General features: G+C 58.7%; 23 protein-coding genes. 4 read left to right on the top strand and 19 right to left on the bottom strand.

Annotated features, from left to right (window positions below):
• Window positions 1–7 precede the first annotated feature (7 nt).
• The 17 genes from rplF to tssK all read right to left on the bottom strand — a co-directional run bounded on the left by rplF (window position 8) and on the right by tssK (window position 9,140).
• Complete coding sequence (rplF, locus tag FHS02_RS17980; RefSeq protein WP_131148092.1) at window positions 8–541, bottom strand: 50S ribosomal protein L6; 534 nt, start codon at window positions 539–541, stop codon at window positions 8–10.
• A gap of 10 nt (window positions 542–551) precedes the next feature.
• A complete protein-coding gene (gene rpsH / locus FHS02_RS17975; protein WP_131148093.1) occupies window positions 552–947 on the bottom strand; it encodes a 30S ribosomal protein S8 in 396 nt (131 codons plus the stop codon).
• A gap of 14 nt (window positions 948–961) precedes the next feature.
• Entirely contained in the window at window positions 962–1,267 is a 306-nt protein-coding gene (gene rpsN, locus FHS02_RS17970; protein WP_130186545.1) for a 30S ribosomal protein S14, read from the bottom strand.
• A gap of 6 nt (window positions 1,268–1,273) precedes the next feature.
• Entirely contained in the window at window positions 1,274–1,813 is a 540-nt protein-coding gene (gene rplE / locus FHS02_RS17965) for a 50S ribosomal protein L5 (RefSeq protein WP_130186546.1), read from the bottom strand.
• 6 nt (window positions 1,814–1,819) lie between these two features.
• Entirely contained in the window at window positions 1,820–2,134 is a 315-nt protein-coding gene (gene rplX / locus FHS02_RS17960) for a 50S ribosomal protein L24 (protein ID WP_131148095.1), read from the bottom strand.
• Between the two features lie 9 nt (window positions 2,135–2,143).
• Window positions 2,144–2,512 carry a 50S ribosomal protein L14 gene (rplN, locus tag FHS02_RS17955; RefSeq protein WP_130186548.1) on the bottom strand — a complete coding sequence of 123 codons (369 nt, stop codon included), beginning with the start codon at window positions 2,510–2,512 and terminating at the stop codon, window positions 2,144–2,146.
• A gap of 259 nt (window positions 2,513–2,771) precedes the next feature.
• The gene (rpsQ, locus tag FHS02_RS17950) at window positions 2,772–3,044 is read right to left on the bottom strand and encodes a 30S ribosomal protein S17 (protein ID WP_131148096.1); all 273 of its coding nucleotides are present in this window, start codon (window positions 3,042–3,044) and stop codon (window positions 2,772–2,774) included.
• Window positions 3,041–3,232, bottom strand: a complete 192-nt coding sequence (gene rpmC / locus FHS02_RS17945) for a 50S ribosomal protein L29 (RefSeq protein WP_130186550.1) — start codon at window positions 3,230–3,232, stop codon at window positions 3,041–3,043. The genes rpsQ and rpmC overlap by 4 nt, the downstream gene beginning before the upstream one ends.
• 12 nt (window positions 3,233–3,244) lie before the next feature.
• Window positions 3,245–3,664, bottom strand: coding sequence for a 50S ribosomal protein L16 (gene rplP, locus FHS02_RS17940; RefSeq protein ID WP_056337588.1), 420 nt, complete (start codon window positions 3,662–3,664; stop codon window positions 3,245–3,247).
• A gap of 14 nt (window positions 3,665–3,678) precedes the next feature.
• Complete coding sequence (rpsC, locus tag FHS02_RS17935; RefSeq protein ID WP_137315741.1) at window positions 3,679–4,467, bottom strand: 30S ribosomal protein S3; 789 nt, start codon at window positions 4,465–4,467, stop codon at window positions 3,679–3,681.
• A 9-nt stretch (window positions 4,468–4,476) separates the two neighbouring features.
• Window positions 4,477–4,809 carry a 50S ribosomal protein L22 gene (rplV, locus tag FHS02_RS17930; RefSeq protein WP_175425006.1) on the bottom strand — a complete coding sequence of 111 codons (333 nt, stop codon included), beginning with the start codon at window positions 4,807–4,809 and terminating at the stop codon, window positions 4,477–4,479.
• The gene (gene rpsS, locus FHS02_RS17925; RefSeq protein ID WP_093556914.1) at window positions 4,806–5,081 is read right to left on the bottom strand and encodes a 30S ribosomal protein S19; all 276 of its coding nucleotides are present in this window, start codon (window positions 5,079–5,081) and stop codon (window positions 4,806–4,808) included. Before rpsS ends, rplV begins: the two co-directional genes overlap by 4 nt.
• A 9-nt stretch (window positions 5,082–5,090) precedes the next feature.
• Window positions 5,091–5,918, bottom strand: coding sequence for a 50S ribosomal protein L2 (rplB, locus tag FHS02_RS17920; protein WP_131148098.1), 828 nt, complete (start codon window positions 5,916–5,918; stop codon window positions 5,091–5,093).
• Window positions 5,918–6,232, bottom strand: a complete 315-nt coding sequence (rplW, locus tag FHS02_RS17915) for a 50S ribosomal protein L23 (protein ID WP_131148099.1) — start codon at window positions 6,230–6,232, stop codon at window positions 5,918–5,920. The genes rplB and rplW overlap by 1 nt, the downstream gene beginning before the upstream one ends.
• Window positions 6,229–6,849, bottom strand: coding sequence for a 50S ribosomal protein L4 (gene rplD, locus FHS02_RS17910; RefSeq protein WP_131148100.1), 621 nt, complete (start codon window positions 6,847–6,849; stop codon window positions 6,229–6,231). Before rplD ends, rplW begins: the two co-directional genes overlap by 4 nt.
• A gap of 3 nt (window positions 6,850–6,852) precedes the next feature.
• Window positions 6,853–7,509: a 50S ribosomal protein L3 gene (gene rplC, locus FHS02_RS17905; protein WP_131148101.1), complete on the bottom strand. Its 657-nt coding sequence runs from the start codon at window positions 7,507–7,509 to the stop codon at window positions 6,853–6,855.
• Between the two features lie 296 nt (window positions 7,510–7,805).
• Window positions 7,806–9,140 (bottom strand): type VI secretion system baseplate subunit TssK, encoded by a 1,335-nt coding sequence (gene tssK, locus FHS02_RS17900; protein WP_137315740.1) that lies wholly within the window; start codon window positions 9,138–9,140, stop codon window positions 7,806–7,808.
• On the opposite strand from tssK, the gene FHS02_RS17895 reads away from it, so the two are divergent.
• From FHS02_RS17895 to FHS02_RS17880, 4 genes are all read left to right on the top strand, one after another.
• Entirely contained in the window at window positions 9,135–10,181 is a 1,047-nt protein-coding gene (locus FHS02_RS17895) for a DUF2345 domain-containing protein (protein ID WP_371870573.1), read from the top strand. The two genes, tssK and FHS02_RS17895, sit on opposite strands and share 6 nt — an antisense overlap.
• An 8-nt stretch (window positions 10,182–10,189) precedes the next feature.
• Window positions 10,190–12,481 carry a T6SS effector phospholipase Tle3 domain-containing protein gene (locus tag FHS02_RS17890; protein WP_137315738.1) on the top strand — a complete coding sequence of 764 codons (2,292 nt, stop codon included), beginning with the start codon at window positions 10,190–10,192 and terminating at the stop codon, window positions 12,479–12,481.
• Between the two features lie 134 nt (window positions 12,482–12,615).
• Window positions 12,616–14,952, top strand: a complete 2,337-nt coding sequence (locus tag FHS02_RS17885) for a type VI lipase adapter Tla3 domain-containing protein (protein WP_175424891.1) — start codon at window positions 12,616–12,618, stop codon at window positions 14,950–14,952.
• 33 nt (window positions 14,953–14,985) lie between these two features.
• The gene (locus tag FHS02_RS17880) at window positions 14,986–15,765 is read left to right on the top strand and encodes a PEP-CTERM sorting domain-containing protein (protein ID WP_137315736.1); all 780 of its coding nucleotides are present in this window, start codon (window positions 14,986–14,988) and stop codon (window positions 15,763–15,765) included.
• Window positions 15,766–15,926: 161 nt separating this feature from the next.
• Here the strand turns inward: FHS02_RS17880 and rpsJ are convergent, their stop codons facing one another.
• Both rpsJ and FHS02_RS17870 read right to left on the bottom strand, forming a co-directional pair.
• Entirely contained in the window at window positions 15,927–16,244 is a 318-nt protein-coding gene (gene rpsJ / locus FHS02_RS17875; protein ID WP_130186563.1) for a 30S ribosomal protein S10, read from the bottom strand.
• Between the two features lie 158 nt (window positions 16,245–16,402).
• On the bottom strand, window positions 16,403–16,519 hold a 117-nt coding region (locus FHS02_RS17870), incomplete at its 5' end, for an EF-Tu C-terminal domain-related protein (protein WP_503826885.1).

Genomic DNA, 16,519 nt, shown 5'->3' with positions numbered 1-16,519 from the left:
CCCCTAATTACTTCTTCTTGGTTTCTTTGATCTTAACCACTTCGTCCACATAGCGGACGCCCTTGCCTTTATAAGGCTCAGGGGAGCGGTAAGCACGAACTTCTGCGGCAACCTGGCCGACCTGTTGACGGTCGATACCCTTGATCACGACTTCGGTCGGGGTCGGGGTGGCCACGGTCACGCCAGCCGGCATCGCATGCACGACCGGGTGGGAGAAGCCCAGCGACAGGTTCAGCTTGTCGCCTTGTGCCTGTGCCTTGTAACCCACGCCCACCAGGGACAGCTTCTTTTCGAAGCCCTTGGTGACGCCGGTAACCATGTTGTTGACCAGTGCGCGCAGCGTGCCGGACATGGCGTTCGCTTCACGGGATTCGTTGGCCACATCGAACGACAGCGTGCCGTTGTTGTTTTCAACTTTGACCAGGCCGTTCAGGCTCTGGGTCAGGGTGCCCAGCGGGCCCTTGACGGTGATCGCTTGTGCGGAGATGGCGACTTCGGCGCCAGCCGGCACGGCGATCGGCATTTTAGCTACTCGAGACATGTGTTACTCCTTAAGCCACGAAGCAGATGACTTCGCCACCGACGCCGGTAGCGCGCGCTTTGCGATCGGTCATGACGCCTTGCGGAGTCGACACGATAGCCACGCCCAGGCCGTTCATCACGGTCGGGATTTCATCCTTGCCTTTGTAGACGCGCAGACCCGGACGGGACACGCGCTCCAGGCGCTCGATGACAGGACGGCCGGTGTAGTACTTCAGGCCGATTTGCAGTTCCGCTTTGCCTTCGTTGGAGGACACTGCGAAATCTTCGATGTAGCCTTCGTCCTTCAGGACGGAGGCGATCGCCACTTTGACTTTCGACGACGGCATTGCAACGGTGGTCTTCTTCACACCCTGTGCATTGCGGATACGGGTCAGCATATCGGCGATAGGATCGCTCATACTCATTGCTTATTCTCCTATTACCAGCTGGCTTTGGTCATACCCGGGATTTCACCACGCATGGCGAATTCACGGAGCTTGGTGCGGGCCAGACCGAATTTACGGAAGGTGCCACGTGGACGGCCGGTGATGGCGCAGCGGTTACGCTGGCGGGTCGGTGCAGAGTTACGCGGCAGGGCCTGCAGTTTCAGGCGGGCTTCGTAACGCTCTTCTTCCGACTTCGACTGGTCGTCGATGATGGCTTTCAGGGCGGCGCGCTTAGCGGCGAATTTCTCCACCAGGTCGGCACGCTTCTGTTCACGGTTAATCAGTGCGAGTTTTGCCATGATCGGTTAGTTCCTGAACGGGAATTTGAATGCGGCGAGCAGAGCTTTCGCTTCGTCGTCGGTCTTGGCGGTCGTGGTGATCGAGATGTTCATGCCACGCAGCGCGTCGATCTTGTCGTACTCGATTTCCGGGAAGATGATCTGCTCTTTGACGCCGATGTTGTAGTTGCCACGGCCATCGAACGAGCGGCCGGACACACCACGGAAGTCGCGCACGCGCGGCAGTGCCACGGTGATGAAGCGATCCAGGAATTCATACATACGGGCGCCACGCAGGGTCACCATGGTACCGATCGGGTAGCCTTCGCGGATCTTGAAACCGGCGATAGCTTTACGCGACTTGGTGGTCACCGGCTTCTGGCCGGCGATCTTGGTCAGGTCGCCAACGGCGTGTTCCAGGACCTTCTTGTCAGCGATTGCTTCGCCCACACCCATGTTCAGGGTGATTTTCGTCAGGCGCGGCACTTCCATTACCGATTTGTAGCCGAATTTCTCGGTCAGCTCGGAAACGACCTTCTCTTTGTATACTTGTTGCAGACGGGCCATTTTCAATTACCCCTTCACTACTTCGCCGGAGGACTTGAAGACGCGGACTTTTTTACCATCCACTTCCTTGAAGCCCACGCGATCGGCCTTGCCGGTCGCAGCGTTGAACAGAGCAACGTTGGACACGTGAATCGGCATGGTCTTGTCGACGATGCCACCAGTTACGCCCGTCATCGGGTTCGGCTTGACGGCCTTCTTGGCCACGTTCACGCCTTCTACCACGACGTGCTCAGCGTCTACACGCTGGGTCACTACGCCGCGCTTGCCCTTGTCCTTGCCGGTCAGGACGACGACTTCGTCGTTTTTGCGAATCTTATCCATTGTGACTCCTTACAGGACTTCCGGTGCCAGGGACACGATCTTCATGAACTTCTCGGTGCGCAGTTCGCGCGTCACCGGGCCAAAGATACGGGTACCGATCGGTTCCAGTTTGGAGTTCAGCAGAACGGCAGCGTTGCCGTCGAACTTGACCAGGGAACCGTCCTGGCGACGCACACCCTTAGCGGTGCGCACAACCACGGCGTTATAAATTTCACCTTTTTTGACGCGGCCACGAGGCTGCGCCTGCTTAACCGTGACCTTGATCACGTCGCCGATGCCAGCGTAACGGCGCTTGGAACCGCCCAACACCTTGATGCACATAACTTCTTTCGCACCGGTGTTGTCGGCTACCTCGAGCCGGCTTTCAGTTTGAATCATAGTATTCTCTTTCCCAACTTAAGCCGAAGAATCCACACAATGCGGACCTCTCGGTCAGTCTTGGTCCCGCCAGCCATGCTGCTGCATTGCTGTTTGGGTGCTTGACCTTCATACAGTACTGACCGCGAAACCGCGTCTGTGGAAAGACACTTAGCGGCGATACATGAACGAAGCCCGCAAGTATTACATACAACCTGCGGGCCTGCAAGAACTAATTGGAAAACGGACGGGAACGCAACGTCCCCGCCCGTGTTTCTTTTTAGACGATTTGTGCAGCTTGCACTACACGGGTCACCGTCCACGCCTTCGTTTTGGAGATCGGACGACCTTCCGAGATTTCCACCGTATCACCGGCTTTGACCTGGTTGGTTTCGTCATGTGCGTGGTATTTCGCCGAACGCACGATGATCTTGCCGTACAGAGGGTGCTTGACGTGACGCTCGATCAGCACGGTAACGGTCTTGTCCATCTTGTCGGACACCACTTTACCGATCAGCGTGCGCTTGAGCGACTGTTTCACTGGTTCGTTCATTTGGCTTCCTTCGTGTTCATAACCGTTTTGACGCGTGCGATGTCGCGGCGGACCTTCTTCAGCTGCGAGTTGTTGCTCAGCTGTTGCGTGGCGCTTTGCATACGCAGGCCGAACTGTGCCTTCAGCAGGTCGTTCAGTTCTTTCTGCAGAGCAGCCTGGTCTTTGCCACGGAGTTCAGATGCTTTCATATTTCACTCCAATTATTGGCCAACCTGGCGCACCACGAAGGTGGTTGCCAGCGGCAGTTTGGCAGCAGCCAGGCGGAACGCTTCGCGTGCCAGCTCTTCGCCGACGCCGTCCATTTCGTACAGCACTTTACCTGGCTGGATTTCAGCCACGTAGTACTCCGGGTTACCCTTACCGTTACCCATACGGACTTCAGCCGGCTTGTTCGAAATCGGCTTGTCCGGGAAGATACGGATCCAGATACGGCCGCCACGCTTGATGTGACGGGTCATGGCACGACGGGCAGCTTCGATCTGGCGTGCCGTGATACGGCCACGCGCGACGGCTTTCAGACCGAATTCGCCGAACGACACGGCGGTGCCGCGCGTATGCGAAATGCCGGTATTACGGCCTTTCTGCTCTTTACGATACTTCCTGCGAGATGGTTGCAGCATGCTTATTCTCCTGCTTATTCAGCTGCAGCCGGCTTCGCAGCGCGGCGAGCGGCTGGGGCGCCTGGTTTGGCGCCCGGACCTGGACGTGGGCGGCCGCCCGGCTTGCCATCATCGCGGCGCGGGCCGCGTGGCTTCTTCTCGTCAGCCGGGGTGTCGATGACTGGTGCTTCGCCGGTAGCGGAGCGGTCACCCTTGTACACCCAAACCTTGACGCCGATGATGCCGTAGGTGGTCGATGCTTCGGACGTGCCGTAGTCGATGTCCGCCTTCAGGGTATGCAGAGGCACGCGGCCTTCGCGATACCATTCGGTACGGGCGATCTCGATGCCGTTCAGACGGCCGGACGACATGATCTTGATGCCGACAGCACCCAGGCGCATTGCATTCTGCATTGCGCGCTTCATGGCGCGGCGGAACATGATCCGCTTTTCCAGCTGCTGGGCGATCGAATCGGCGATCAGCTGCGAATCGATTTCCGGCTTGCGGATTTCCTCGATATTGACGTGCACCGGCACGCCCATGATCTTGGTCAGTTCCGACTTCAGCACTTCGATGTCTTCGCCTTTTTTACCGATCACGACGCCCGGACGGGAGCTGTACACGGTGAAGCGGGCGTTCTTCGCAGGACGCTCGATGACGATGCGGCCGACGGAGGCGTTCTTCAGCTTCTTCTTCAGGTAGGCGCGTGCCTTCAGGTCTTCGTTCAGCATCGAAGCGAAGTTGCCGTTGGTCGCGTACCAGCGGGAAGCCCAGTTACGGGTAACGGCCAGACGGAAGCCGGTTGGATGAATTTTCTGTCCCATCTTGGCTCCTTAGTTTCCGACCGTCAGGTAGACGTGGCAGGACTGCTTCGAGATACGGTCGCCACGGCCCTTTGCACGCGCGGTGAAGCGCTTCAGGATCGGGCCCTTTTCGACGTAGATCGTTTTCACGTACAGCTCGTCGATATCGGCACCATCGTTGTGCTCGGCGTTCGCAATAGCGGACTCCAGCACTTTCTTCAGGATGGCCGCGCCTTTTTTCGGGCTGAACTGCAGGATGTTCAGCGCAGCGTCAACCTTCTTGCCGCGGATCAGGTCAGCCACCAGGCGACCCTTTTGATCCGACAGGCGTACGCCTTTGAGGATTGCTTTGGTTTCCATTATTTCTTCGCCTTTTTGTCAGCAGCGTGGCCCTTGAACGTACGGGTCAGCGCGAACTCGCCGAGCTTGTGACCAACCATGTTCTCGGACACGTACACAGGCACGTGCACCTTGCCGTTGTGCACGGCAATCGTCAGGCCGATAAAGTCAGGCATGATCGTCGAACGGCGGGACCAGGTTTTGATTGGCTTCTTGTCTTTCGTCGCTTGCGCGGCTTCGACTTTCTTCACCAGGTGGGCGTCGCAGAACGGCCCTTTTTTCAATGAACGGGTCATGATTTATCCTTATTTCTTGCCGCGGCGCGAGACGATCATCGAAGAAGTGCGCTTGTTCGAACGCGTCTTCTTGCCCTTGGTCTGCTGGCCCCATGGCGACACTGGGTGACGGCCAGCGGCGGTACGGCCTTCACCACCACCGTGCGGGTGGTCGATCGGGTTCATCACGACACCACGGACGGTCGGGCGGACACCGCGCCAACGCATCGCACCGGCTTTACCGATCTTGCGCAGGCTGTGTTCGGCATTGCCGACTTCGCCCACGGTTGCGCGGCACTCGATATGCACGCGGCGCACTTCGCCGGAGCGCAGACGCACCTGGGCGTAAGTACCTTCGCGGGCCATCAGCACGACTGCGGCACCGGCGGTACGTGCCATCTGGGCACCTTTACCTGGCAGCATTTCGACGCAGTGGATCACGGTACCAACCGGGATATTGCGGATCGGCAGGGTGTTGCCGGCCTTGATCGGCGCTTCCGAGCCGTTCATCAGCGTATCGCCGACGGACAGGCCTTTGGACGCGATCACATACTTGCGCTCGCCGTCGGCGTAGCACAGCAGGGCGATGTGCGCCGTGCGGTTCGGATCGTATTCGATACGTTCCACTTTCGCCGGAATGCCATCCTTGTTGCGCTTGAAGTCGACGATACGGTAGTGCTGCTTGTGACCACCACCGATATGACGGGTGGTGATGTGGCCGTTGTTGTTACGGCCGGCGGTCTTCGATTTTTTCTCAACCAGGGCTGCCAGCGGACGACCTTTGTACAGGTCGGCGTTGACAACCTTCACCATGCCGCGACGGCCTGGGGAGGTTGGCTTCATCTTAACGAGTGCCATTATTTAGCCTCCTCGGAGAAATTGATTTCCTGGCCAGGCTTCAGGCACACGAAAGCACGCTTGGTAGCATTGCGACGGCCGATGAAACGACCCGAACGCTTGACTTTACCTTCGCGGTTTACGGTCTGCACCGATTCCACTTCAACCTTGAACAGCAGTTCAACGGCGGCCTTGATTTCTGGCTTGGTCGCATCCGGAGCAACACGGAAAACGATCTGCTCGTTCTTTTCCGCGACCATGGTGGCCTTCTCGGAAATGACCGGCGCCACCAGCACCTTCAACAGGCGCTCTTCGCTAAATTTGACGGCGCTCATGCCAGCAACTCCTCAATCTTGGCCAGTGCCGCTTTGGTAACCAGGATCTTCTTGTAGAAGACCAGCGACATTGGATCTGCATGACGCGGTTCCACGACCAGCACGTTCGGCAGGTTGCGGGAAGCCAGCAGCAGGTTTTCTTCGATGTTGTCGGTGATGATCAGGACCGAATCCAGACCCAGGCCGGTCAGCTTTTGCGACAGCAGCTTGGTTTTCGGGGCTTCGATCGACAGTTCTTCGATCACGACCAGGCGCTCTTCGCGAGCCAGCTGGGAGAGGATCGAGCACAGACCTGCGCGGTACATCTTCTTGTTCACTTTGTGGGTGAAGTTCTCGTCAGGCGAGTTCGGGAAGATGCGACCACCGCCACGCCACAGTGGCGACGACGACATACCAGCACGGGCGCGGCCGGTGCCTTTCTGGCGCCAAGGCTTCTTGGTCGTGTGGTGAACCTGTTCACGGTCCTTCTGCGCGCGGTTGCCGCTACGGGCGTTCGCTGCATAAGCAACCACGATCTGGTGGATCAGGGCTTCGTTGTAATCGCGGCCGAAGACGGTGTCTGCAGCAGCAACGTTGGACGCGGCTTGACCTTCAGCGTTCAAGAGCTTGAGTTCCATGAATTAAGCTCCCTTCTTAGCTTTGACTTTAACGGCTGGCGAAACGACCACCTGACCGTTTTTCGCGCCTGGTACCGCGCCTTTGACCAGCAGCAGCTGGCGTTCAGCGTCGATACGAGCGATTTCCAGGTTCTGGGTCGTGACGGTGACGTCGCCCATGTGACCGGTCATGCGCTTGCCAGGGAACACGCGGCCCGGGTCCTGCGCCATACCGATGGAGCCTGGTACGTTGTGCGAACGCGAGTTACCGTGAGTCTGACGACCCGATGCGAAGTTGTGACGCTTGATGGTACCGGCGTAGCCTTTACCGATCGAGGTGCCCTGCACGTCGATCTTCTGACCGACTTCGAACAGCGAAACGGCGACGACTTCGCCAGCTTTCAGTTCGGCAGCTTTGGCTGCGTCGACACGGAACTCTTTCAGCAGAGTACCGGCTTCGACACCAGCTTTGGCGTAGTGACCCGCAGCGGCTTTGGTCACGCGGGAAGCGCGACGTTGACCGAATACGACCTGAACAGCGGAGTAACCATCCGTTTCAGGAGTTTTGATTTGGGCGATACGGTTGTTCGACACGTCCAGCACGGTCACAGGGATCGAATCCCCGTCGTCCGTGAAGATGCGCATCATGCCAACCTTGCGACCGAGGAGGCCAAGGCTCATTTTTTCTCCATTCCCACCTACGATTGGGCGGGGCTATGTTGAACTACAAAAATGGTAGGACAAAAAAAGACGTATCCATACCGAAGCCGGCTAGTGTACTTTGATTTGCCTCTTGACGCAACAAGTAAGTACGAGGTATGTCGTTGCCTGTTGCGCAAAATTTGCACAGTCAGTACGCACTGCTAGAGGTGATGTTTTCAGGGCATGGGAATCGACGATGATCGCCTGTCGATTCACGAGCCGATACGCAGGCGAAGGGCCAGCATTAATGCACAGCCGTCCGCTCGCCTTCACTGTCACGGTGCGATACCAAACAGCTCGATCCGAAGTTCCTTCATGCCGGCAGGCGTATACAGCGAAATGGCCTGGGATTTCAGCATCTCCTCGTATAGCTTGCCGTGAGGGGTCAGCGAGAAATAATACGTGTTCGGCCGCACCGGTATTTCGTTAGGTAGTTGTGCCATGTGCACCACCTCAACTCCCGGCAGCGCAGAGCTGATCATGCGCTCGACATCGTCCGGCGAGCCGATCTTGAACCGTTTTGGCACGGCGGCGACCAGTTCCAGCGCCGGCATATCCGCACTCACAGCCAGGCACAGCTGGGTGCGGTGGTCGACGCGGGCCGTATCGAGCACGCCTTGGTGGAGTGAGGTACGTGCCGGGGGCGATGCCAGCGGAATCGCGAAATAGCGTGACGAGATCACTGTATCGATCAGGTCGCGGATGATGGCATCGATTTTCTCGAAACCGGGGCCGGGCGCGTCGTGCTGATATCTGGGCAGGTCGGCCAGCGTGTATCTGGGCGAGAACGTCATCAGCCCGCCAGCCAGCGCAGTCATCCGGTCGAATACATATTCCGGGTGGTGATGGCGGAAGTTGGCGCAGTGCGTCAACGGCGCAGACGCCGTGCAGATCACGTTCAACATCCAGAATGTCGAGAAATCGCCACCGTACACTTCGAATGCCTGCCGGCCATTCATGCGGTGGCGTTCATACAACGCGGCGATCTTCGTATTCAGCTTGGCCAGCAACGCGTCGAGCAAAGTTGCCAGCCCCGCAGTGGAAGCCAGCGTGACGGCGGGCGGCATGAAGGTGGGGTCGAGTTCGAAGCCGCCGGCGGTGGCACGGCGGATGCGCACGACGGGGATCGAAAAATAGGCGCCGCGCGCCGCGGTATGGGGCAGCAATCGCACGTTCTTTGCCAGATAGGCAACGGCAGCCGGCTGCATGCGCGAGAACAGGTCGGCCGTTCCATTTTCGGTCCGCGCGTAGCGACTATCGGCTTCCATATTCTGGCCGTGGCCGTTCACGAACGGCAGTGCCGCGTAGTAGGTGAATGTCTGGCAGTCGTCTGGAAGTGTGGACAGGTCCACTGCCGCTGGCCCTTGCTCGGAGAGCGGCGCATCGTAGATCTCGCCGTCCTGGAATACCAGCGACAGCTCGGTGGCCAGCAATATATTGTTGGTTAGCGCGTCGACGTTCCAGCTTGCCTTGCGAACACCCCACAAACAAGGATTGATCGCCATGGCAATCTGCTGCAGCCGGGTTTCGTGGTAACGGTCCATTTGCTGCAGTTGATGCGGACCTATCGTGACGCCTTCGCACCACAGCACTTTTAACGGGATATTCATGATGCTCCTTTTGCGAGAAAGAGCCAGCATGAATGTTTCCTCACTGCATTACTTTGCGCGGACACAAATAGCTGCCGATGCGCGACAGGCACGCCCCAATTTCTCAAACGAAATACTTGCGCTGGCGCAACGAAGCCTGACTGGCACTTCCGGATAATCACCTCTCTACGGCGGAGGTGTCATGACTCAGGGTATTCAACAGCTACTCAGCTATTTCGAACGCGAACTGTCGATCAATGGGCGCCTTGGCCCCGAATTCGCCAAGCGCTTTCCGCAAGCAGCCAGGAGCAGGATGCGCTGCGTGCGCGCTTCAATGCATGGGAGGCCGGCAGCAACACTGATCCCAAGGCACACCCGCCCGCCGAGCCTGTCATCGCCATTACCGCCCCGGCTGGCATGGGATTCGCCACCTCGAAGGCCGTGGTGACGTATGCCGGAACGAGCATCGACACCGTGGCACAACAGCATTTGCAACTGACCGCGGGGCAACGCTTCACGCTCAATGCCGGCAAGGGTATTTCGCTGTTCTCGCACCATGACGGTCTGAGCGCCATCGCCCATCAGGGAAAACTGCTGCTGCAAAGCCAGCACGACGACACCATCGTGAACGCGGCGCGCAATCTCACGCTGACCTCCTCGGAAGGCAAGCTTCGCGCGATGGCGAAGGTGATCGAACTGGTGGCGGACGATGGCTCGTTCATCAAGATCGGCGACGGCAGCATCACTTTGGGCAGCAAGAACCCGCTGAAGTTTCTTGCGCCCGAATTCACCTTCGATGCCCCGGGCACGATGGCGGCCGAGCTGCCTGCTTTCAACAGCGCAGGCGCAGACCAGCAATTCCTCGTGCATTTTGAAGACGGCGTCCCGGGTGACGAGCCGCTCGTGCGCACCCCAGTCCCCGGCGCGAACGTGAAGATTGCCGTCGAGGATGGCAGCAGCATGGAAGGCCGCAGCGATGCTGCCGGCAAGTCGGAAGTCGTGGCACGGGACACAATGCAAATGGCGTCGATCGTCGTGATGAGCAGCACGGGCAACGCATAGGAGCAAGCATGGGCTACCAAAAGATTCCCTACGAGATCGGCTGCCGTGATGCCGTGCTGGAGCCGGGTCGAACGCAAACGAAAGGCACGGCAGTTCGTCGCCGGCTTCCCGGCAACATCATCGTTGTGCATGGCGTCAACGATGTAGGCACCAGTTACGCTGCCGTGGAAGAAGGGCTGTGCGCCGGGCTGGAAGACCGGTTGCTGCGGCGATTCAAGCCAGCCAGATACAAAAACCCTGCGGACGCCGATAAAAAGAGCGTGGTCGAAGATCCCGACGCGGTGTTCTACAAACGAACGGCGGATGGCGATACCAATAGTCCGATCATTCCTTTTTATTGGGGATACCGGGAGCTGACCGGAGAAACCAAGCTCGTCAATGGCCAGAAAGTGGATCGCTACGGGAACCGCCTGGACAAGGACCTGTCCAAGGGAGGCGGGCCATTCGGCAACGCCACCAATACCATTCCGGACATGTGGAACAAGGGCACCTGCGCACCCTTTGATCCGGTCGGAGATCCCATCCGTCCCCTTCTCAGTGCTCCAGGGCGCATGTACATGATCCTGGCGGCGCGCCGCCTGGCCGCCCTGATCTCAATGATCCGCGATTACGATGCCAACGAAACCGTGACACTTGTCGCCCATAGTCAAGGTTGTCTGCTGAGTCTGCTCGCGCAAGCCTTCCTCATGGAACAGGGGTTGCGTCCTGCCGACACCCTCGTGCTCACCCACCCGCCCTACGGCCTGGATGAAAACGCAAACTGGGGATTGAAGCAATTCGAGAAAATCCGCAGTGGCATCGATCACATGATGGAACCTTGCTACCACCTGATTGGAGCGCGGCAAACCATGCATGCTCGCCTGCAGACACTGGTCAATATCGTGCGCGGGGTAGCCAGTGCGAAGGCCAGCACTCCGGCATTCGCTTCGCTCAATGACGACGCCCAGCATTGCGGCATGGTCGACCAGCGCTGGAAAGCCACTGCCGACCGCGACAACCGCGGCAAGGTCTACCTGTACTTCTGCCCGGAAGACATGACGGTAGCACTCGACAATGTGCAAGGCATCGGCTGGCAAGGCGTGCCGGATTTTATCGACGGCACGGAATACAAGCCTGAGCAGGAAAAGGTGTACGACTACCAGACCGGAAAGACAAGGCTCATGGGGCCGGTCCGCTGGGCGCCCCATAGCGTCACGCGCAGGCCGCTGGAGGAACTGGGCGCTTCGTTTCTACAACGCGTGTTTACCGACAAGACCCGTTTTGATCCGCATACCGGCAAGTTCGAATGGACTTTGGTAGGGCAACCGCCGCACGACTTCCCGCTGCGTGTGGAAAGCAAGGACAGAGATGGGCGCACGAAAGTAGAAGACGACAAGGCGCACGTCGAAGCCGACGGACGCAGTTGGCGCAAGCGCTTGCCAGTGGCAACCTGGCCGGTCGACCCGCGTGCCAGTCCCATTGAACAGCGTTATGGTATTCGGCGCATCAATGGCGAGGCGCTGGCCAAGCCGTGCCGCGCCGACCTGCGCGGCAATCAAATCGATGCGGATAAGCTGCCATCGAATTCTCCAAGGTCGCGCTTGCCCGTTGAGGACCGGGGTCCCTGCGAAGAAGTGGACCCGATCGATGCCGCCATCGCTACAGCCAGCAACGACCTGCGTGTCTGGACAGAGATCCGCCCCGAGCCTGCTGGACCGCAGCGCTTTCCGGCATTCCGCGAGAACTTGACCAAGGCTGAACTGGACCTGCTGGCCAGGCAATACAACGCGGAAAAGGTTCCGCTCGCCAAAACGCCAGACGATCTATTCACCATTCCTCGCGCTTTTCGTACGCCCGAGGGCAAGGTGGTTGCCTATATCCAGGAAAGCCCCAATGCAGCCCGGCTACGCTGGCAACAGGACGTCAGCGGGAAATCCTTTCATGGGTCGATCATCGGCAGCCGGGAAAATCATCGGCGGGTGACTGCGTATGACGTGGCCATTGGCGGAGGAAAAGCGAGCAGTGATCCGAATTTTTATGCGTATTTGTGTGCGGTGGCGGATTGGAGGTTGAAGAAGATAGATTCTCTCGATAAGAATCGGCCGAAGATCGTTCTATGGAATGAGTTTCTCGAAAAATTCCGAATTTATTGGGAAGATGAGCTGGCGTGGCGTAAGGAGCTGATCGAAGGTAACGCTGATTATTACAGTAGTGGCGTTTTACCTTTGTGCTTACCGGTATTGACAGGAAAGTTATGGCGGATCGTCATATCAGAAACCATGCATGGAAAGCGGGTGACGCAGCCAAAGGATGCGGCATGAATGCTAATACCGACACTGTACGCCGTCCGCAGAAAAGGACGTATGCCGCTGGGTCTCTTGGGGTAATGCTTCTTTCAATTCCACTATGGATAATTTTCGGAGTCGGTGTACTTGGTATTGAATCGGAGACGACGATGGACAAACTGCAGTGGATTGGGCTGCCGATCGTGATCATTGGGTTCGTATTTGGAAGTAGTTGGGTGACTGCTATTCGAGATGCCGACGCTCGTGAGAAGGCTTGGAAGGAAAAAGCGGAACTACTCAAGCGCGAACAGTCCGCTAGCAAATCTGAGCAAACTCAGCGCGAATACGTACTTGAAGTGGTCAGCGTAGGCACGACCGTCGAAAAATATCGCCAGCAGAAATTATGGGATGTGCTGCAGTCCGGCACCGCCTACAAAACTATTCGTGAACAGGACCCTAAAAAATACGAATGGTCTGGTAATGACAAAGGGGGTGTTAGTGGTGGCCGCGCTTGTGATGCACTGGAAAATGCAATCGGCCCAATACCAATGTTTTGGGGAGTCCCCTCCTTTTATGCGGGGGGGCCAATCCTCGACCCTGACCAGCAGCCTGGCCCGGCGAGACCAATCGCTGGATTAGCGGCAAGCGCAGTCGGCACGGGTTTAGCATGGCACTTGTTCGTAACCGCTCCTTGGAAACTGGCTGAAAGGCCCGATCGGTTGCTTGAAGAAGTCTTTAAATTTTTCGATCGCCATCCTGATGTGCCATTCATCGTGCTCTTAGCGGAAGATAGCTTGGACTCTCGCAACAGTACTCGCCCTCGTGGCACACCGAGTTTGATGCCAGATGGTTACTATATTCCCGAAATTCCCGACTCTACTTCCGTGATCGTCCTGGCCAGGCGCGAGCGCGTCGAACCTTTGCGTACCTTTGCTTGGGAAGATCCTGACAACAATTACCTGCAGGAGACCCTGCGCCGTACCTATTTCGCTCTGCAAGACAGTGTGCCGACGCTTGAGCGGTTGGCAAATCCCGGCAAGATTGTACCCGTTGGTCGCCAACCTACCGTCGCCGAATGGCTCGCCACCGCCGACGCCTTTGCCAAACGCAAGCGCACCGATGCCAGCGATGTCGCTCCTTTCCTGGGCTACTTCAATCGCTGGGGCGCTCAGCCGCCGAAGAACTGGAAACCGACGCCTTGGTTCCCTGTTTCCTGGAACAGCAACCAGCTCGCCGCGTTCGACAACTTGCCCACACTCGGCTTCATCCACCGCCCAGTGTTTGTCCGTTTCGAAGACGAACACGGCAAGCCAGTTACACGCCGCGAGCAGCGGCAAAAATTGCTCGAAGAAGGCTGGCAACAGGCGCTGCAAACGCTACCCGAAGCAGAGCGCACCAAAGGCCCAGCCCGCATCATCGGCGCATTCGGCAAACACCCTGAGCAACAAATAGCGTTCGAGACCTTGTTGCACCGGTACGCCGAGCAGGGTGGTCCGGAAATCGATACCGGCAAGACCGAGCAGTTCATCAATACCGACCATCGCATTGGCAACATGGGCGCCGCTACGTTCTTCGTACAGATGGCGCTGGGCGTCATGGGCAGCTATAACGCTGGCGGTACGTCAGCCGCCGTAAACATGCGCGAAACCGAGGGTGCCAGCATCGTTTTCATCAGTCCTCCTCCAGACGAGAAGCGCAAGAGCAACGCATGCCCGCCGGCCGCTGCCGGCCTTCCATTCCAGTTTGGGGAGTCGCGTATGCAATCTGTTCCTTTGCTTTTCCGTCATGTCATCCTTGCCGCGAGCCTGTGCGCGGCACCGGCCTTTGCCGACAACACGCTCACGGCACAATTGACCGACTTCAGCTACACGCTGACGGACCTCGATCCGAATGACGCCTATACGCCTGGCGGAGTGGACCCCGGACGGGGCTCTACGGACGGGTCGCTGTGGCTGCTGGGTTTCGATCCACGCACGGAGATCGACCGCGAGGTGGAGGCGCGGCCAGGCACTGCCGGCAGCGACAGCGGCCAGGTTGGCGCCTACGCAGGCGCGTGGTCGATCGGCGCAAATCTGGACCAGAGCGTCTCGTTGACCTCGAGCGGCTATGGTATCGGCTGGGTCGACACGGCCTTCCGGATTCCCGTCACGCTGCAACCGAACACGGCTATCACGCTCACGGGGCACCTGGCGATGGATTGGACGCAGACCGGTACTGAACTGCCCGGCACGGCGAGCGGCCTGACCAGTATCTTCCGCGTCGGCGCCGCCGACCAGGGCACCAGCGAATTCGTTTACGGCTTCGATGCGCCCGACAGCGTCGATACCGACTTGTCCATTACCTATACCCACCGCGGCAGCGCGCCGCTCATCGTCTATGTGTCGTCATCGCTGACGGCCCACAGTTCGATCTTCCCGCCCGTGCCCGAGCCCTCCACGTACGCGATGCTCGGTGTCGGCCTGGCCGTCGTCGGCTGGACCGCACGCCGGCGCCAGTCGCGCAGCTAACGCAGCCCCCTGTCCCCTATCCGTGGAGATCCAATGAAACGTCATCAAGCCATGGCCCTGGCGGCCATCCTTTGCGCCGCCGCCGGCGCCACGCACGCCGACAACCTTGCCTTCGGCACCTCGGGCATCAACTTCCACGTCGTCGACCTTACCCCGGACGATGGCGCCACCGCCGGCTTCGCCGTGACCGACACGTGGTCCGAGCTGGATGCCTCGCTGATCCGGCCGCAGGGTTATCGCAGCCACGAAACGGAAGTGCTCGGCCTGCGCAATTTCACTGCCGAAACGACGATCTACGGTGCGCACGCCGGGATCGGCGTATCCACCGTACTTGGCGATAGCACCGTCACGTATTCCGAGCCGGCATTGACATACACGTTCGCCTCGGTGCGCGGACTGCAGGAAATCACACTGACGGTGAAGGCGAACTCGCAGCTGGTGGTCGATGGCAACACGTTCACACAGCTGTCGGGCTGGAACGCCGCCAACGAGTTTGAAGGCGGGGTCTCGCTCACCCTACGGCCGGGGCCTTCTGGCACGTACGAGGATCCGTTCAGTGAACTGGTGCGGCCCATCGACTATTCGGCCGGTGTCGACGCGGTGCAGCCGTTCCAGCTCACGTATGCGAACTCGACAGCCGAGGATGCCACGATACGCCTGCAGATCCGCGATTACTTCTATTATTCCGTCGACGGTGCGGTGCTGGCACCGGTTCCCGAGCCAGCCACGTATGCATTGCTCGGCGTGGGCCTGCTCGTCGTTGGAGCCGCGGCCCGGCGCCGCAAGCCGGGCAAGCATGACCGTCGTGCGTAGCGCAGTCGTGAAACTGGCATAGCCCGTTTCGATCAGGAGCTGCGGCCAGAAGTGTTGGCCAAAGAAAAACGGGCACTCCGCCAATGCGAAGTGCCCGTTCTTTCATCCGGCGGCCGTCACGTCAGTGATGCCGCCCGATGCAACGAATCCGGATGAATCGATTACTGCAGCTTGATTTCGACGTCGACGCCAGCCGGCAGGTCCAGCTTCATCAGTGCGTCAACAGTCTTGTCGGTCGGATCCACGATGTCCATCAGGCGCTGGTGGGTGCGGATTTCGAACTGGTCGCGCGAGGTCTTGTTCACGTGCGGGGAACGCAGCACGTCGAAACGCTGGATGCGGGTCGGCAGGGGAACCGGACCTTTGACCACGGCGCCGGTGCGCTTGGCGGTGTCAACGATTTCCAGTGCGGACTGGTCGATCAGTTTGTAGTCGAAAGCCTTCAGGCGGATGCGGATCTTTTGATTCGGGGTGGACATGCTGATTCCTTAAAAAGAACGAACCGGCGCAGTGTACGAACACTTCTCCGGCAATATGGAAATATGCAACTCTTTACAACACTACAGCGACTGCTCAACATAAAAGCAGCGGGACCGGCATGATATCACGCCCTGTCCCGCCGCATCAACGCTAAAGCTTAGCCCAGGATCTTGGCTACAACACCCGCGCCGACGGTACGGCCGCCTTCACGGATTGCGAAACGCAGGCCTTCTTCCATCGCGATCGGGGAGATCAGCTTGACGGTGATCGACAC

Source organism: Pseudoduganella umbonata, from assembly GCF_014192225.1.
GTDB lineage: Bacteria > Pseudomonadota > Gammaproteobacteria > Burkholderiales > Burkholderiaceae_D > Rugamonas > Rugamonas umbonata.
This window is presented reverse-complemented; position numbering and strand designations above follow the sequence as displayed.

Coding starts and splice junctions, on each gene's coding strand:
- rpsS (WP_093556914.1), bottom strand. CDS start 5,081: ATGACCCGTTCATTGAAAAAAGGGCCGTTCTGCGACGCCCACCTGGTG.
- rplC (WP_131148101.1), bottom strand. CDS start 7,509: ATGAGCCTTGGCCTCCTCGGTCGCAAGGTTGGCATGATGCGCATCTTC.
- rplB (WP_131148098.1), bottom strand. CDS start 5,918: ATGGCACTCGTTAAGATGAAGCCAACCTCCCCAGGCCGTCGCGGCATG.
- rplD (WP_131148100.1), bottom strand. CDS start 6,849: ATGGAACTCAAGCTCTTGAACGCTGAAGGTCAAGCCGCGTCCAACGTT.
- rplP (WP_056337588.1), bottom strand. CDS start 3,664: ATGCTGCAACCATCTCGCAGGAAGTATCGTAAAGAGCAGAAAGGCCGT.
- rpsQ (WP_131148096.1), bottom strand. CDS start 3,044: ATGAACGAACCAGTGAAACAGTCGCTCAAGCGCACGCTGATCGGTAAA.
- rplN (WP_130186548.1), bottom strand. CDS start 2,512: ATGATTCAAACTGAAAGCCGGCTCGAGGTAGCCGACAACACCGGTGCG.
- rpsN (WP_130186545.1), bottom strand. CDS start 1,267: ATGGCAAAACTCGCACTGATTAACCGTGAACAGAAGCGTGCCGACCTG.
- FHS02_RS17880 (WP_137315736.1), top strand. CDS start 14,986: ATGAAACGTCATCAAGCCATGGCCCTGGCGGCCATCCTTTGCGCCGCC.
- FHS02_RS17890 (WP_137315738.1), top strand. CDS start 10,190: ATGGGCTACCAAAAGATTCCCTACGAGATCGGCTGCCGTGATGCCGTG.
- rplF (WP_131148092.1), bottom strand. CDS start 541: ATGTCTCGAGTAGCTAAAATGCCGATCGCCGTGCCGGCTGGCGCCGAA.
- rpsC (WP_137315741.1), bottom strand. CDS start 4,467: ATGGGACAGAAAATTCATCCAACCGGCTTCCGTCTGGCCGTTACCCGT.
- rpmC (WP_130186550.1), bottom strand. CDS start 3,232: ATGAAAGCATCTGAACTCCGTGGCAAAGACCAGGCTGCTCTGCAGAAA.
- rplW (WP_131148099.1), bottom strand. CDS start 6,232: ATGAGCGCCGTCAAATTTAGCGAAGAGCGCCTGTTGAAGGTGCTGGTG.
- rplE (WP_130186546.1), bottom strand. CDS start 1,813: ATGGCCCGTCTGCAACAAGTATACAAAGAGAAGGTCGTTTCCGAGCTG.
- FHS02_RS17885 (WP_175424891.1), top strand. CDS start 12,616: ATGGACAAACTGCAGTGGATTGGGCTGCCGATCGTGATCATTGGGTTC.
- rpsJ (WP_130186563.1), bottom strand. CDS start 16,244: ATGTCCACCCCGAATCAAAAGATCCGCATCCGCCTGAAGGCTTTCGAC.
- rpsH (WP_131148093.1), bottom strand. CDS start 947: ATGAGTATGAGCGATCCTATCGCCGATATGCTGACCCGTATCCGCAAT.
- tssK (WP_137315740.1), bottom strand. CDS start 9,140: ATGAATATCCCGTTAAAAGTGCTGTGGTGCGAAGGCGTCACGATAGGT.
- rplX (WP_131148095.1), bottom strand. CDS start 2,134: ATGGATAAGATTCGCAAAAACGACGAAGTCGTCGTCCTGACCGGCAAG.